The 15,279-nt window shown below is 63.7% G+C and carries 17 protein-coding genes; 6 read left to right on the top strand and 11 right to left on the bottom strand.

The features are described 5' to 3' along the window. The first annotated feature begins 41 nt into the window (after positions 1-41). Positions 42-542: a dUTP diphosphatase gene (dut, locus tag AC1DN0_RS02825; RefSeq protein ID WP_035867378.1), complete on the top strand. Its 501-nt coding sequence runs from the start codon at positions 42-44 to the stop codon at positions 540-542. 19 nt (positions 543-561) lie between these two features. On the opposite strand, the gene AC1DN0_RS02820 is transcribed toward dut, so the two are convergent. The 4 genes from AC1DN0_RS02820 to clpS form a co-directional block, all read right to left on the bottom strand. Then, complete coding sequence (locus AC1DN0_RS02820) at positions 562-1,404, bottom strand: VOC family protein (RefSeq protein ID WP_441626402.1); 843 nt, start codon at positions 1,402-1,404, stop codon at positions 562-564. A gap of 27 nt (positions 1,405-1,431) precedes the next feature. Further along, the gene (locus AC1DN0_RS02815) at positions 1,432-2,445 is read right to left on the bottom strand and encodes a Bug family tripartite tricarboxylate transporter substrate binding protein (RefSeq protein WP_441626351.1); all 1,014 of its coding nucleotides are present in this window, start codon (positions 2,443-2,445) and stop codon (positions 1,432-1,434) included. A gap of 151 nt (positions 2,446-2,596) precedes the next feature. Further along, positions 2,597-4,891, bottom strand: coding sequence for an ATP-dependent Clp protease ATP-binding subunit ClpA (gene clpA, locus AC1DN0_RS02810; RefSeq protein ID WP_276291161.1), 2,295 nt, complete (start codon positions 4,889-4,891; stop codon positions 2,597-2,599). After that, positions 4,888-5,214, bottom strand: coding sequence for an ATP-dependent Clp protease adapter ClpS (gene clpS / locus AC1DN0_RS02805; protein WP_006157525.1), 327 nt, complete (start codon positions 5,212-5,214; stop codon positions 4,888-4,890). The genes clpA and clpS overlap by 4 nt, the downstream gene beginning before the upstream one ends. A 503-nt stretch (positions 5,215-5,717) precedes the next feature. Between clpS and AC1DN0_RS02800 the strand changes: the two genes are divergently transcribed. Then, entirely contained in the window at positions 5,718-5,924 is a 207-nt protein-coding gene (locus AC1DN0_RS02800) for a cold-shock protein (protein ID WP_017229665.1), read from the top strand. A 244-nt stretch (positions 5,925-6,168) separates the two neighbouring features. Here the strand turns inward: AC1DN0_RS02800 and AC1DN0_RS02795 are convergent, their stop codons facing one another. The 3 genes from AC1DN0_RS02795 to icd form a co-directional block, all read right to left on the bottom strand. After that, positions 6,169-6,660 carry an SRPBCC family protein gene (locus AC1DN0_RS02795; RefSeq protein WP_441626347.1) on the bottom strand — a complete coding sequence of 164 codons (492 nt, stop codon included), beginning with the start codon at positions 6,658-6,660 and terminating at the stop codon, positions 6,169-6,171. Next, positions 6,657-6,959, bottom strand: a complete 303-nt coding sequence (locus AC1DN0_RS02790; protein WP_477145548.1) for an ArsR/SmtB family transcription factor — start codon at positions 6,957-6,959, stop codon at positions 6,657-6,659. Before AC1DN0_RS02790 ends, AC1DN0_RS02795 begins: the two co-directional genes overlap by 4 nt. Before the next feature lie 525 nt (positions 6,960-7,484). Next, positions 7,485-8,735, bottom strand: a complete 1,251-nt coding sequence (gene icd / locus AC1DN0_RS02785) for an NADP-dependent isocitrate dehydrogenase (protein WP_477102529.1) — start codon at positions 8,733-8,735, stop codon at positions 7,485-7,487. Between the two features lie 337 nt (positions 8,736-9,072). Here icd and AC1DN0_RS02780 point away from each other — a divergent pair, with 337 nt between their 5' ends. The 3 genes from AC1DN0_RS02780 to AC1DN0_RS02770 all read left to right on the top strand — a co-directional run bounded on the left by AC1DN0_RS02780 (position 9,073) and on the right by AC1DN0_RS02770 (position 10,749). Then, positions 9,073-9,750, top strand: coding sequence for a pseudouridine synthase (locus AC1DN0_RS02780; RefSeq protein ID WP_441626398.1), 678 nt, complete (start codon positions 9,073-9,075; stop codon positions 9,748-9,750). A gap of 105 nt (positions 9,751-9,855) precedes the next feature. Further along, positions 9,856-10,086: a hypothetical protein gene (locus AC1DN0_RS02775; RefSeq protein WP_035867390.1), complete on the top strand. Its 231-nt coding sequence runs from the start codon at positions 9,856-9,858 to the stop codon at positions 10,084-10,086. A gap of 213 nt (positions 10,087-10,299) precedes the next feature. Further along, complete coding sequence (locus AC1DN0_RS02770) at positions 10,300-10,749, top strand: DUF192 domain-containing protein (RefSeq protein ID WP_276291158.1); 450 nt, start codon at positions 10,300-10,302, stop codon at positions 10,747-10,749. A gap of 45 nt (positions 10,750-10,794) precedes the next feature. On the opposite strand, the gene AC1DN0_RS02765 is transcribed toward AC1DN0_RS02770, so the two are convergent. Next, positions 10,795-11,280 (bottom strand): YajQ family cyclic di-GMP-binding protein, encoded by a 486-nt coding sequence (locus AC1DN0_RS02765; protein ID WP_035867396.1) that lies wholly within the window; start codon positions 11,278-11,280, stop codon positions 10,795-10,797. Between the two features lie 169 nt (positions 11,281-11,449). On the opposite strand from AC1DN0_RS02765, the gene murB reads away from it, so the two are divergent. After that, entirely contained in the window at positions 11,450-12,466 is a 1,017-nt protein-coding gene (gene murB, locus AC1DN0_RS02760; RefSeq protein WP_441626343.1) for a UDP-N-acetylmuramate dehydrogenase, read from the top strand. A gap of 19 nt (positions 12,467-12,485) precedes the next feature. Here the strand turns inward: murB and ppnP are convergent, their stop codons facing one another. The 3 genes from ppnP to argF form a co-directional block, all read right to left on the bottom strand. After that, positions 12,486-12,797 carry a pyrimidine/purine nucleoside phosphorylase gene (gene ppnP, locus AC1DN0_RS02755; RefSeq protein ID WP_045237620.1) on the bottom strand — a complete coding sequence of 104 codons (312 nt, stop codon included), beginning with the start codon at positions 12,795-12,797 and terminating at the stop codon, positions 12,486-12,488. A gap of 152 nt (positions 12,798-12,949) precedes the next feature. After that, positions 12,950-14,179 carry an argininosuccinate synthase gene (locus AC1DN0_RS02750; protein WP_035867543.1) on the bottom strand — a complete coding sequence of 410 codons (1,230 nt, stop codon included), beginning with the start codon at positions 14,177-14,179 and terminating at the stop codon, positions 12,950-12,952. A 196-nt stretch (positions 14,180-14,375) separates the two neighbouring features. Then, on the bottom strand, positions 14,376-15,279 hold a 904-nt coding region (gene argF, locus AC1DN0_RS02745), incomplete at its 5' end, for an ornithine carbamoyltransferase (RefSeq protein ID WP_477145522.1).

Here is a 15,279-nt window from a genome sequence, read left to right as displayed (position 1 = left end):
TCGGGTTGCCAACGTTTTTTGTTTTCCGGGACTGACCAGCCATGACCATCGAAGCCAACCCCACCGTCGAAATCAAGGTGCTCGACGCACGCCTGCACGAATGGGGCCTGCCGGCTTACCAGAGCGATATGGCGGCAGCGATCGACCTGCACGCCTGCCTGGACGCGGCACTCGTCATCGAACCCGGCACGCCGGCCCAACTGGTGCCGGCCGGCATCGCCGTGCACATGGCCAATCCCTATATGGCGGCCACCATCGCCCCGCGCTCGGGTCTCGGCCACAAGAAAGGGCTGGTGCTGGGCAACTCGATCGGTGTGATCGACGCCGACTACCAGGGCCCGATCATGGTGAGCGTGTGGAACCGCAACGCGCCCGGCACCGAGCCGATCGTGATCCAGCCGGGCGAGCGTATCGCGCAGATGATGTTTGTACCGGTGCTGCGGCCCGTATTCAAGACCGTGGAAGACTTTTCGGAAGACACCGTGCGCGGCGCGGGCGGTTTTGGCTCCACCGGCGTCCACCACGCCAAGAACGGCGCCTGAGCCAGGTCAGGGGGCGCGCTCAGCGCGCCTGTTCGAACAGCAGCGCCACGCCGCCGGCAACGGAGGCGGGGATAAGGCTTTCGTCGGGACCAAGATCGAGCGCGCCCACACGCGCGGCGCGCCAGCCCTGACGGGCCGCGGCCAGATCGCTGGTACGCAGCCGGATGGCTGCATAACCAGGCACGGCACGGCGCACGTGTTCGGTGCCGGTGGCGGCGGCCAGCGCCTGTGGCGTGGTCACCACCAGCGTGGCGCCATCCAGCGCCAGGCTGCAGATGTGATCGCTCAACTGCGTCATCTCGCCGCCGGTGAGTTCGGCATAAGCGCGGCCAGCCGCCTCGACCAGGCACGGCGCCACCACCAGGAACATCGCGGCGATGCCGGTCGCGCCGTTGGCATGCGTGGTCCACTCTGGCCGCCACAGCAGCTCCGGCGTACGGTGCTCGCAGATAAAAAAGCGCGCGCCGGGCGCATCGTCGATCGCCGCGACACGGAAGGTGGCGGGCTGCTCGGTGCCATCGTCCAGCCGCACCGGCCGCGAGAACTCGATCGGGTCCGATGTGTGCCAGCCATCGGCGCGCAACTGCGCCGCGGCGGTGAAGGTATCGCTGCTCTTGCAGGACAGCGCGGCGCAGCCGCCTCCGGCTTCCTGCGCATCCCAGTAATACTGCCGCGTCGGGCTGGGTGCGGTGACGTGCAGCAACTCGAGATAGTCGCGCGCCAGCATCACGCAATGGTTCTGCGAGCCGAGCGTGTGATAACCGCGGGGGGTCAGCGTGAAGCCAAACCCGCGCCAGGCTTGCGCCGAAGCGTCAAGGTCGGGACACACCATCACGGCGTGGTCTAGCAGTTCCATCGTCATCGCTACCTCTACCTCTCGCTTCACACTTCAATCGAACTGGATATTGGCCTTGCGCGCCACCGCCTGCCATTTATCGTGCTCGTGCCGTACCAGGCTGGCCAGCTCGGCAGGCGAGCCGCCCACGATCTCGAATCCCTGCATGGCCAGCGCATCGACCACGCGCTGCTGCCGCAAGGATCGGACCAAGGCATCGTGCAAGCGCGCCACGGTCGGCTCCGGCAACCCGGCCGGGCCAAACACCCCGATCCAGGAATAGGCCTCGAAGCCCCGATATCCCTGCTCGGCCACGGTGAGCAACTGCGGGAACTGGCGCAGGCGGGTAGTACCGGTCACGCCAAGCAGCTTGACCGTCTTGGCTGCCACATGCGCCTGTACCGCCGCATAGCTGGAGAAAAATACGTCGACTTCATTCGATAGCACGGCCTGCACCGCCGGGCCGCCACCTTTGTATGGAACATGGAGAAAGCGCACGCCGGCCTCGGTCGCCAGCGCCTCGGCGGCAAGCTGGTTCAGGCTGCCGATGCCGGACGAAGCGTAGTGAATGCTCTCCGGCTTCTGCCGCGCCATGGCGACCAGTTCCTTCACATTGGAAGCTGGCAACGAGGGGTTGGCCGCGATCACCAGCGGAAAGCGGACCAGTTGCGTGATCGGCGTGAAGTCGCGGAAGGTGTCGTACGGCAGGTTTTTGTAGGCAAACGGGTTGATGGCGTGCGTGTCGAACGCCATCAACAAGGTGCTGCCGTCCGGCCGGGCACGCGCCACCGTACTCGACGCGATCAGGCCTCCCGCGCCGGGCTTGTTGTCGATCACCACCGTCTGGCCGAGCCCGCTCTTGAGGCCGGGCTGCAACTGGCGCGCCACGATATCGACGCTGCCCCCTGGCGGGAACGGCAGCACCATGGCAATGGGGCGACTGGAACCGGCGGCAGTGGCATCGCCACCCAGGGCAGCCATGCCGGGCACGGGAATCAGGGGCATCGCGCCAAGCGGCAACGATTTGAGCAGCAGGCGGCGCAGCCGCGAGCATTCGGATCGGGACATCGGGTACTCAGGCGAATGGCGGGAACACAGCTGCGGCGGCAACCGCACCCGGCCAAAACAAAAAGGGCGGCATCGCTGCCGCCCTGTATTTTGCCCGAGGATAGCACGAATTGCAGGCAAGGTCCGCTCTGCCCACCCTCCGCACTTCGTCCTAGACTTCCGCCTTCTCGTTTTCCGGCGATTCCGGCGGTTCCGCGGCAGCCTCGGCAAAGTCCAGCTTGATCTGGTCCTGCTCGTCGAGATCCACTACCACCCTGCCACCGGATACCAGCTTGCCGAACAGCAGTTCGTCGGCCAGCGCCTTGCGGATCAGGTCCTGGATCAGGCGTTGCATCGGCCGCGCGCCCATCAGCGGGTCGAAGCCCTTCTTGGCCAGGAACTTGCGCAGATGCTCGCTGAAGCTGGCTTCCACCTTCTTCTCGTGGAGCTGCTCCTCGAGTTGCATCAGGAACTTGTCGACCACGCGCAGGATGATTTCCTCATCGAGCGAACGGAAGCTGATCATCGCATCGAGCCGGTTACGGAACTCCGGCGTGAACATCCGCTTGATGTCAGCCATCTCGTCGCCCTGCTCGCGCGAGGACGTGAAGCCGATGGTGGCGCGGTTCATGGTTTCCGCTCCCGCATTGGTGGTCATGATGATGATCACGTTGCGGAAGTCAGCGCGGCGGCCGTTGTTATCGGTCAGCGCGCCATGGTCCATCACCTGCAGCAGGATATTGAAGATATCCGGATGCGCTTTCTCGATTTCGTCCAGCAGCAGCACACAGTGCGGCTTCTTGGTAACGGCCTCGGTCAGCAGGCCGCCCTGGTCGAAGCCGACATATCCCGGCGGCGCGCCGATCAGCCGGCTCACCGCATGGCGCTCCATGTATTCGGACATGTCGAAGCGCAGCAATTCGATGCCCATGATGAAGGCAAGCTGCTTGGCGACTTCAGTCTTGCCCACCCCGGTCGGACCGGAGAACAGGAAAGAGCCGATTGGCTTGTCGGTCTTGCCCAGGCCGGCGCGCGACATCTTGATGGCCGAAGCCAGCGCCTCGATGGCCGGGTCCTGGCCGAACACCACGGACTTCAGGTCGCGGTCCAGGGTCTGCAGCTTGCTGCGGTCGTCCTGGTTGACGCTCTGCGGCGGGATGCGTGCGATGCGCGAGACGATATCCTCTATCTCGCCCTTGCCGATGGTCTTCTTCTGCTTGGACTTGGGCAGGATGCGCTGGGCGGCGCCAGCCTCGTCGATGACATCGATGGCCTTGTCCGGCAGGTGGCGGTCGGTGATGAAGCGCGCCGACAGTTCGGCTGCCGCGGTCAGGGCCGCCGCCGCGTACTTGACGCCATGGTGCTCCTCGAAGCGCGACTTCAGGCCGCGCAGAATCTGCACGGTCTGGTCGACCGACGGCTCCACCACGTCGATCTTCTGGAAACGGCGCGACAGGGCCGCGTCTTTTTCGAAGATGCCGCGATATTCGGTGAAGGTGGTGGCGCCGATGCACTTGAGCTGGCCCGACGACAGTGCCGGCTTGAGCAGGTTGCTGGCGTCCAGCGTTCCGCCCGAAGCGGCGCCCGCGCCGATCAGCGTGTGGATCTCGTCGATAAACAGGATCGCGTTCGGATTGTCCTTGAGCGATTTGAGCACGCCCTTCAGGCGTTGCTCGAAATCGCCCCGGTACTTGGTGCCGGCCAGCAGGGCACCCATGTCGAGCGAGTACACGACCGCCTTTTCCAGGATGTCGGGCACTTCGTTCTTGGTGATGCGCCAGGCCAGCCCTTCCGCGATCGCGGTCTTGCCGACTCCAGCCTCGCCCACCAGCAACGGATTGTTCTTGCGCCGGCGGCACAGCACCTGGACCACCCGCTCGACTTCGCTCTCGCGGCCGATCAGCGGATCGATCTTGCCGGCCTTGGCCAGCGTGTTCAGGTTCTGGGTGAACTGCTCCAGCGGGCTTTCCTTGCCATCGCCGCCTTCACCCTCGGCCGTGCCGTCGCCATGCTTGGCGGGCTCGGCCTGGTCCTTGCGGATGCCGTGGCTGATGAAATTGACCACATCCAGCCGGGTCACGCCCTGCTGCTGGAGGTAGTACACCGCGTGTGAGTCCTTCTCGCCAAAGATCGCCACCAGGACATTCGCCCCGGTCACTTCCTTCTTGCCGTTGGAAGTGGACTGGACATGCATGATGGCGCGCTGGATGACGCGCTGGAAGCCCAGCGTAGGCTGGGTATCCACCTCGTCGGTGCCAGGCACCACGGGCGTGTTGTCCGCGATGAAGTTCTTCAGACTGGTGCGCAAATCCTCAATATTGGCTGCGCAGGCGCGCAAGACTTCCGCTGCCGTGGGGTTGTCAAGCAACGCCAGCAGCAGGTGCTCCACGGTAATGAACTCGTGGCGTGCCTGCCGGGCTTCAACAAACGCCATGTGCAGGCTGACTTCCAATTCTTGCGCAATCATGCTTCCTCCATCACGCATTGCAACGGATGACCCGCCTGCCGTGCGTGGGTTGACACCAGCTCGACCTTCGTCGCCGCGATATCCCTGGTATAGATACCGCAGACTCCCTTACCTTCCCGGTGGACGGTGAGCATGATCTGCGTCGCCGTCTCCCGGTCCCTGCTGAAATACTGCTGCAGGATCATCACGACGAACTCCATCGGGGTGAAGTCGTCATTCAGCAGCAACACCTTGTACATGGCGGGCGGTTTGAGCGCCTGCTCTTTCCGCTCCAGTACGGTGCCTGCTTCGCGTTGTGGGACATTTGCCAGCCGTGTAGCCATGGCTTTATTCTAACCCTTACGCACAACTCTGCAATTTGGGGAAAAGACGCCGGATTCAAGAGGCCGATGCAGCGGCCATCCAAATTCCGGAGATGCCGAAGGCATCCGGGTTCACCTCTTGGGCTGGACGCAGTTGCTGTGCAGCCCTCCCCTCCAAAATACCATCTACAGCCGTTCCTTTCCCGCCACACCCTACCGGGAGTGGGGAATCTGCCAACTTGACAGTGCGCAGGTTTGACAGAAGAATCGTTCGCACATTCACGTCTGGTTACGCGAGCCAAAGCAATAAGCCGGACCTGGGTGATCCGTGAGCAGGGAGGCCCACGAATCCGGCGGCGGCGAGTCAGCACATGAAACTGGCCGCTACGCGGTGTCCGCAAAGTCGTGTCATCGTACCTGGCCCGGTTCCACCGGACTGGGGCGCATGGCCAGGCACGCCGGGCACCCGGCTGGCCGCGGCGCTTTCCCCCGCTCGTATCGTGCTTTTTTTGTTGGGGGAGTTTATGGCAAGCGGTATCGTCAAATGGTTCAATGACGCCAAGGGCTTTGGGTTCATCAAGCCGGACGACGGCGAAGAAGAGCTGTTTGCGCACTTTTCGGCCATCCAGATGAGTGGCTTCAAGACCCTGAAAGAGGGTCAGCGCGTGTCCTTCGAAATCATCCAGGGTCCCAAGGGCAAACAAGCCACCAATATCCAGGACGGCGCCTGAGGGCAAGGTGCGCGACCGCACCAGCCGACAGAGCTTGAGGCGGTCACGACAGGATGCGGGGGAATCATCCCCGGAACGGGATCGGCCTGCCGCCCCCCGGACATCGCCTGGCCTCCATAGCCGGCGCGCCGTGTCCAGACCAGCAAGCTGAACAGCAGCACGTAGCGCATCCGACAAAAAGCCCGGTCAGGTCAATGCCGGGCTTTTTGTTTGCCAATTGGCTGGCATCGGCTACTGTCCGTCCTCATGGCATGGGCGCAGCATCCGCGCTCGCCGCCTGCCCCCGGTAGGCTGCCAGCAACGCCTGCCACCACTCGCCATTCCGTTGCAGAAATACGCCTTCCGGGAAGCCGTGGCGCGCCACATGCCCTTGCGGCACGCTATCCCAGCCGCGATGTTCGACGGTGACCCTGGTCTGATCGCCCACCGCGGTGAAACTGACCTCGACCTGGGTGGCCTGGTCCGGCCCGAAGTTCGCCTGCCGCCAGCCAAAGGCCAGCCGCACGCCGGGCTCCCAGGCCGTAACGGTGCCAATCGCGAATACCGATCCATCGCGGCATGTCTCGACCAGCCGGCCGCCCTCGCCCGGTTCGAACGACAGCACGCCGGGCCTGCCTGGCCCGACCTGGAACAGCATATTGGGGCGCCACCACAGTGCGATATCACGGGTGAACACCTCGAAAGCGCGCCGCGGCGTAGCCGTCACCCGCAAGGAAACCTGCACGCACGCGCTCATTCTCCGGCCTCCAGATGGGCCTTGAAGGCCGTGAGTTGCTCCGCCCAGAGCTGCTCTGTCTGCTCCAGCCAGGCCTTGAGTTCACTCATCGGCCCTGCCCGCAGGGCATAGATGCGCACACGGGCATCGAAGCCCGATGGCGACTGATGGGATTCTTCGATCAGCGCGCCCCCCTTGAGCACCCRCAGATGCCGGCTCATCGCCTGCGGGCTGAGGCCGGTGGCCCGCGCAATCTCGCCGGCGCGCATTGGCCGCTCGCGCAACAAATCCACTACCTGGCGCCGGCTGGGATCGGCCAGCGCCGCCAGGGTGCGGTCAAGCGAAGCAACGAAACTTCCTGCAGCTGCGAGTCGAACCGGGGATGGCGCGCACGCAGCGTACAGAAGTCGAGGCGAATCGAATGGTGTGCGTGGCAGTGTCCGGTGCGCAGACCTCCGCGACAGCGCCGGGACTATTCTCCCGCGAGACACACGCAACGGCGCGCATTGACTCGGCGGAATACCGGATGAAATTGGTCGACGTGAGCGCGGCAAGTACCGCTTTCATCCGCGCCAGGCCGGATGCCATCGCAAACGCGGGCCGTGCGCTAGGTAGTCCCAAACCAGAGCAGGAACCACCTGATTTGTGCGCAAAACAGCACCAAAATCAATCGGACATTTCTGCACGTGCTGTGAGCATTTTCATTATGTGCCCCATTCGTACTTTTCCCATGTCGATCAGGGTCCGCTTGCCGCGCAGTACGTCCTGATTCGGGATGAAAAAAACCCCGGCGACCTTTGAGTCGCCGGGGTTTTCGGTTCAGGCTGAGACGGCCTGATCTGCGCTTACATATTGTCGATCATCACCTGCCCAAAGCCCGAGCACGACACCTGCGTCGCACCCTCGAGCAGGCGGGCGAAGTCATACGTGACCCTCTTCGACAGGATGGACTTCTCCATCGACGAGATGATCAGGTCGGCGGCTTCGGTCCAGCCCATGTGGCGCAGCATCATTTCGGCGGAGAGGATTTCGGAACCCGGGTTCACGTAGTCCTTGCCGGCGTACTTCGGCGCGGTGCCATGGGTGGCTTCGAACATGGCCACGGAATCGGACAGGTTGGCGCCCGGGGCAATGCCGATGCCGCCAACCTGCGCCGCCAGCGCGTCGGAGATGTAGTCGCCGTTCAGGTTCAGCGTCGCGATGACCGAGTACTCCGCCGGGCGCAGCAGGATCTGCTGCAGGAACGCGTCGGCGATGGCGTCCTTGATCACGATTTCCTTGCCGGTCTTCGGATTCTTGAACTTGCACCACGGGCCACCGTCGATCAGTTCGGCACCGAATTCCTGCTGGGCCAGCTCGTAGGCCCAGTCACGGAAGCCACCTTCGGTGAACTTCATGATGTTGCCCTTGTGCACGATGGTCACCGACGGCTTGTCGTTGTCGATCGCATACTGGATGGCCTTGCGCACCAGGCGCTTCGTGCCTTGCTTGGAAACCGGCTTGACGCCGATGCCCGAGGTGTCCGGGAAACGGATCTTCTTCACGCCCATTTCGTTCTGCAGGAAGGCGATCAGCTTCTTGGCCTGGTCGCTTTCCGCTTCCCACTCGATGCCGGCGTAGATGTCTTCCGAATTCTCGCGGAAGATCACCATGTCGATTTTTTGCGGCTCGCGCACCGGCGAGGGCACGCCCTTGAAGTAAGCCACCGGGCGCAGGCAGACGTACAGGTCGAGTTGCTGGCGCAGTGCGACGTTGAGCGAACGGATGCCGCCACCGACCGGCGTGGTCAGCGGGCCCTTGATCGACACCACGTATTCCTTCAGGACCTCAAGGGTTTCGTCAGGCAGCCACACATCGGGGCCATATACCTTGGTCGACTTCTCGCCAGCATAGATCTCCATCCAGGAGATCTTGCGCTTGCCGGCGTAGGCCTTGGCCACGGCAGCGTCGACCACCTTGATCATCACCGGGGTGATATCCAGTCCCGTACCGTCGCCTTCGATGAAAGGGATGATTGGATTGTCCGGAACATTCAGCGAAAAATCCTGGTTGACCGTGATCTTCTCGCCGGCCGGCACCTTGATGTGTTGATACATGACGTCTCCAGTACGGAACGGGGGTTCGTAACGTGCCGCCCAGGTTCGTGACCGGACGGCGAGATGTGAGTGGCGCGCGGGCATTTTAGCGGGGTTCGATGCGGTTACGATGCCGCACCGCAACACGCGCCGCCTGCCCAGCCAAGCGTCAGAGGCAATTCAGTCTTATATAAGACACAAGACCGTTTTGTATTATGCAGCAAAATTTCATGATCCGCTATCCTGCCGGAACCCGCGCCGCCACGCGGGCTGCGGCATACTGGCGCCCGTGATGCCCTGGGGCCCGGCCATCGGCACGGCCCTGGCGTTGCCTACCCCGACTCGCTTCCCGCCCCTGATGACGCTGATTGCCCTGAACAAACCCTTCGGCACCATGAGCCAGTTCTCCGCGCACCCTACGCGCCCTACGCTCGCCGACTGCGTGCAACGCCCCGGCGTGTATCCGGCGGGACGGCTCGATGCCGACAGCGAAGGCTTGCTGCTGCTGACCGACGACGGCGCCCTGCAGGCGCGCATTGCCGACCCGCACCACAAGCTGCCGAAGACCTATCTGGCGCAGGTGGAAAACAGACCGGACGAAGCCGCGCTCGCGCGCCTGCGCGGCGGAGTCGATCTCGGCGACTTCCGCACGCTGCCGGCGCGAGCACAGTGCATCGATGAACCCGGCTTCCTCTGGCCGCGCAATCCTCCGGTGCGGTTTCGCGCAGCCATTCCAACCCAATGGCTGGAAATCGAAATCCGCGAGGGTAAAAACCGCCAGGTACGGCGCATGACGGCGGCTGTGGGCTTCCCCACCTTGCGCCTGTTGCGCGTACAGATCGGCGCGCTAGATCTGCGCACGCTCGGACTCGCGCCTGGGCAATGGTGCGAGATCGATCCGGCGATGCTCGGCATCGAGGCTGTCACGGCGCCGCGTGCCAACGCACCGGTGCGCCGCGCGCGCGCGGGTGGGGCAGCGAATCCGCAAGGCCCGCAGCGCCATCCACGCCCCCGCTCAAGAAGTTACAAAAATTAACAGTTCGTGAGTCAACGGCTCACCGGTCCGTTTCGTTTTTGACACTGACGCGTCGTATAACGAGTCAACTCTTCCGAATCGATTTCACCTTCCGAGGTAGATAGCATGAACAAACTGATCGCTGCTCTGGTTGCCGGCCTGTTCGCCACCGGCGCTTTCGCCCAAGCCGCCGCTCCGGCACCGGCAGCTCCGGCTGCTGCAGCGCCCGCCGCTGAAGCCCCGGCTGCAAAGCCCGCGACGAAGAGCACCAAGAAGTCCACCAAGAAGCACGCTCACAACAAGACCAAGGCTGCCCCGGCTGCCCCGGCTGCCAAGGCCGACGCTGCAACGAAGTAAAGATTTGCAGGCAGGCCGGGCATTGCGCCCGGCTAGCAAGGCAGGCTGCCCGCAAGGCGCCTGCTTTTTTTTTGCCTGCGATGGCCAGGCGCCAAAAGCGCGCGCCCGTCACCGTAGCCTGCAGCAACAAATGCGAACTATCCGATGGCGCCGCTCGCCCGATAGCTGCGCTATGCTGGCGGGTCCCGAACCGTCCAAATCGCCGTTCCTTCCATGCGCCCTGTCATCAAAAACCTGCTCGCCGGCGGCTGCGCCCTTGCCGCCCTGACGTCCGCCTCTGCCCAGTCGCCGGCTAGTTTGCCGGTCCGGCAACTCAGCGCGGGCATGTACGCCATCAAGGCGGAAATCGCCGCTACGCCGGAAGCCCGGGAACGCGGCCTGATGTATCGCAAAACCATGCCCGCCAACGAGGGCATGCTGTTCGTCTTCGATGAGAAGGCCGGACATTGCTTCTGGATGAAAAATACCGACCTGCCGCTGTCGATCGCCTTCCTGGCCGATGACGGCTCCATCGTCAATATCGAGGACATGGCGCCCCAGACCGAGGACAACCACTGCCCGCGCGCAGCGGTGCGCTACGCGCTGGAGATGAACAAGGGATGGTTCGCGCAGAAGGGCCTGAAGGCCGGCGCGAAGATCGGCGGCCTGCCGCAGCCCAGATGATGGCCAAGCGCGGCAGCACGGCTGCCGCGCCAATTTGCGACAAGGTCAGTCGCGGAAGTTATTGAAGTCCAGCGGGGCTTCCGGAACATCCTTGCGCAGCAGCGCGATCACGCTCTGCAGATCGTCGCGCTTGGTACCGGTAACGCGCACCGCGTCGCCCTGGATGCTGGCCTGTACCTTGATCTTGCTGTCCTTGATCATCTTGACGATTTTCTTGGACAGGTCACCGGTGACGCCCTTCTTGATGGTGATGACCTGCTTGACCTTGTCGCCACCGATGCGCTCGGTCTTGCCGTAGTCCAGGAAGCGCACGTCGACATTGCGCTTGGCCATCTTGCTGATCAGCACGTCCTTGACCTGGCCGAGCTTGAAATCGTCATCGGCGAAAGCCGTGAGTTCGTTCTCCTTGTGCTCGACCCGCGAATCCGAACCCTTGAAGTCAAAGCGGTTCGTGATTTCCTTGTTGGCCTGCTCGACCGCGTTCTTCACCTCGATCATGTTCGCTTCGCACACTACGTCAAACGACGGCATTGCATTCTCCTTGTCTTGCTGCGTGTTGCTGTGTATTGCCACTTGCCCGCGGCAGTCCCGCAGGCTTTGTCCTGGGCGCGCGCCGGCTGGCGGCGGCGCTTACGTATAATCCAGCCTACCCTGCAGTCCGGTGCCGTCGACCACGGCGGCCGCCTCACCTTTCCCTTGCATGGCTGATTTCCACGAATTTTATCCCCTGCGCCGCCACAATTCATTCGGATTCGACGTACGCGCGCGCTTTGCGGCGCACGTGCGCAGCGAAAGCGACCTGCTGTGCGCGCTGGCCGATCCGCGCGCGCATGGCCTGCCCCTGGTTGTGCTTGGCGGCGGCAGCAATGTGGTCCTGACGCGGGACATCGACGCGCTGGTGCTGTTGATGGAAATCCCCGGCTACGCGGTGGCCGCCGGCGACGATGCCCACCTGGTGACGGCCGGCGCCGGCGAGAACTGGCATGCACTGGTCTGCCGCACCATTGCCGACGGCCTGCCAGGGCTCGAAAACCTGGCCCTGATTCCCGGCACCGCAGGCGCAGCGCCGATCCAGAATATTGGCGCCTACGGCGTTGAACTGCGCGAGCGCTTCGACAGCCTGCGCGCCTTCGACCGGCACAGCGGCGAATTCGTCCGCCTGACGCTGGAGCAATGCGAGTTTGCTTACCGGGACAGCCTGTTCAAGCGCGAGGGGCGTGACCGCTACATCATTACGGCTGTCACCCTGCGCCTGCCGCTGCCCTGGCAGCCGGTGCTGGGCTATGCGGAACTGGCGCGCGAACTGGCACAAGAGTCAGCCGCGGTGCCCACGGCGGATCGCATCCGCGAAGCGGTGATCGCGATCCGCACGCGCAAGCTGCCCGACCCTGCCCAAATCGGCAATGCAGGCAGCTTCTTCAAGAATCCCGTGGTTGCCCCCGGCCAGCGCGACGCGCTGCTGGCGCAGTACCCCAACCTGGTCAGCCATGTCCAACCCGATGGCAGCTACAAGCTGGCGGCCGGCTGGCTGATTGACCAGTGTGGATTCAAGGGGGTGAGCGACGGCCCGGTGGGCGTCTACGGCAAGCAAGCCCTGGTGCTGGTGCACCACGGCGGCGGCACGGGGCAGGACCTGCTGGCGCTGGCGCGTCGCATCGCCGATGCCGTGCAGGCCCGCTTCGGCGTGCGCATTGAGCCCGAGCCGGTGGTGCTTTAAGCCGCCCGGGCCATCGTACTCAGGCGAAGTGGCAGACGTAGTCCAGCGTTTCGGTCACTTCGATATCAAAGCTGCTGTCGCCGGGCACATTGAACTGCTGGCCGGCGCCATAGGTATTCCACTGATCTTCGCCAGCCAGCTTCACGCGGCACACGCCGGCATTGATTTCCATGATTTCCGGAGCGCCGGTGCTGAAGGTCAGCGCGGCGGGGAAGATGACGCCCAGCGTCTTGCGGGTGCCATCCGGGAACAGCACCGTGTGGCTGACGCACTTGCCGTCGAAGTACAGGTTGGCTTTCTTGACGACGGATACGTTGTCGAACTGGCTCACGCTATTTCTCCTTGATGCTTGGTTCTTGATGACTGGAATCTGGAATGTTCAATGGCGAGGCGGCGCAAAAAAGGGGCCATGACGGCCCCTCTTCTGCTGAGTGCTGACTGCCAGGGCCACGGTCCGAATTGGGCCGGGGCCTGAAGCCCGCCTTACTCGCCGCGCTGGCGGCGTGCGTTCTCGGCGATGCGCATGCGCAGCGCGTTCAGCTTGATGAAGCCGCCGGCGTCGGCCTGGTTGTAGGCGCCGCCATCATCGTCGAAGGTCGCGATGGTCTTGTCGAACAGCGTGTCCTTGGAGTCGCGCGCGACCACGATCACGTTGCCCTTGTACAGCTTGACGCGCACCCAACCGTTGACCTTGGCCTGCGTGTGGTCGATCAGCACCTGCAGCGCGCGGCGCTCCGGGCTCCACCAGTAGCCGTTGTAAATCAGGCTGGCGTAGCGCGGCATCAGGTCGTCCTTCAGGTGAGCCACTTCGCGGTCGAGCGTGATCGACTCGATGGCGCGGTGGGCCTTCAGGATGATGGTGCCGCCGGGGGTTTCATAGCAGCCACGGCTCTTCATGCCGACGTAGCGGTTTTCCACCAGGTCCAGGCGGCCGATGCCGTGCTTGCCGCCCAGGCGGTTCAGCTCGGTGAGCACTTCGGCCGGGGTCATGCGCTTGCCATTCAGGCCGACGATGTCGCCGCCCTCGAATTCGACGTCCAGGTACTCGGCCGCGTCCGGTGCGTTCTCGGGCGACACGGTCCAGCGCCACATGTCTTCCTCGGCCTCGGCCTTGGGGTCTTCCAGGTGGCGGCCTTCGAAGGAGATGTGCAGCAGGTTGGCGTCCATCGAGTACGGGGCGCCGCCCTTCTTGTGCTTCATGTCGATTTCGATGCCGGCCTTTTCAGCGTAGGCCAGCAGCTTTTCGCGGGACAGCAGGTCCCACTCGCGCCACGGCGCGATGACCTTCACGCCCGGCTCCAGACCGTAGTAGCCCAGTTCGAAGCGAACCTGGTCATTGCCCTTGCCGGTGGCGCCATGCGACACGGCGTCGGCGCCGGTGCTGCGCAGGATCTCGATCTGGCGCTTGGCGATCAGCGGACGCGCGATCGAGGTGCCCAGCAGGTACTCGCCTTCATAGACGGCGTTGGCGCGGAACATCGGGAAGACGAAATCGCGCACGAATTCTTCGCGCAGGTCGTCGATAAAGATGTTCTCCGGCTTGATGCCGAACTTGAGCGCCTTCTGGCGGGCAGGTTCGAGTTCCTCGCCCTGGCCGATGTCGGCGGTAAAGGTGACCACCTCGCATTGATAGGTGTCTTGCAGCCACTTCAGGATCACCGAAGTGTCCAGCCCGCCGGAGTAGGCGAGCACGACTTTCTTGATATCGCTCATGTTCGACTCGATGCGCAAAGTAAGCGTGGCCGGCGCTGACGCCGGACACGCGAAAAAGAATGCGGAAAAACCGCTATTTTGACACGTCCGCTCCGGCTTGGGCGGCACTTGCCGCCTTCATCCAGCGCTCAGCCAGCCTTCTGGCACCGGGTTGGCGTGCCGCATGTGCGCCAAACTTGGCGCGGTACGCTCAGGATCAGTAGCGCCCGCAGAGCAGGAATTCCATCAGGGCCTTCTGCACGTGCAGGCGGTTCTCGGCCTCTTCCCACACCACGCTCTTCGGGCCGTCGATGACAGCCGCCTCGACTTCCTCGCCGCGATGCGCCGGCAGGCAGTGCATGAAGAGCGCGTCGGGGTTGGCGCGATCCATCATGGCGGTGGTCACCATCCAGTTCTGGAAGGCGCGCTTGCGCGCGTCGTTCTCGGCTTCGTAGCCCATGCTGGTCCACACATCGGTGGTGACCAGGTCCGCGCCCTGGCAGGCGGTCAGCGGATCGTCGAACACCTTGACCAGGTGCGCGGCCGACGCCGGCACCATGGCCGGGTCGAGCTGGTAGCCGGGAGGCGCCGAGAAGTGGAAAGTAAAGCCGAGGCGCTCGGCCGCCTGGATCCAGGTGTAGGCCATATTGTTGGCGTCGCCGATCCAGGCCACCGTCTTGCCGCGGATGCTGCCGCGCTGCTCGATATAGGTGAAGACGTCGGCCAGCACCTGGCAGGGATGGTATTCATTGGTCAGCCCGTTGATCACCGGCACCCGCGAATGCGCGGCGAAACGCTCGATGATGTCCTGGCCGAAGGTGCGGATCATGATGATGTCGACCATGCGCGAGATCACCTGCGCCGCGTCTTCGATCGGCTCGCCGCGCCCGAGTTGCGAGTCGCGGGTATTGAGGAAGACGGCATGGCCACCCAGCTGGTGGATGCCGGCCTCGAACGACAAGCGCGTACGAGTCGAGTTTTTCTCGAAGATCATGGACAGCGTGCGGTCGTGCAGCGGATGCCATGTCTCGTAGTTCTTGAACTTGGTCTTCAGAATCCGTGCGCGGTCCAGCAGGTACTCGTACTCATCGGGAGTCAGGTCGCTGAACTGGAGGTAATGC

This window comes from Cupriavidus sp. 05N39 (genome assembly GCF_056397325.1).
This window is presented reverse-complemented; position numbering and strand designations above follow the sequence as displayed.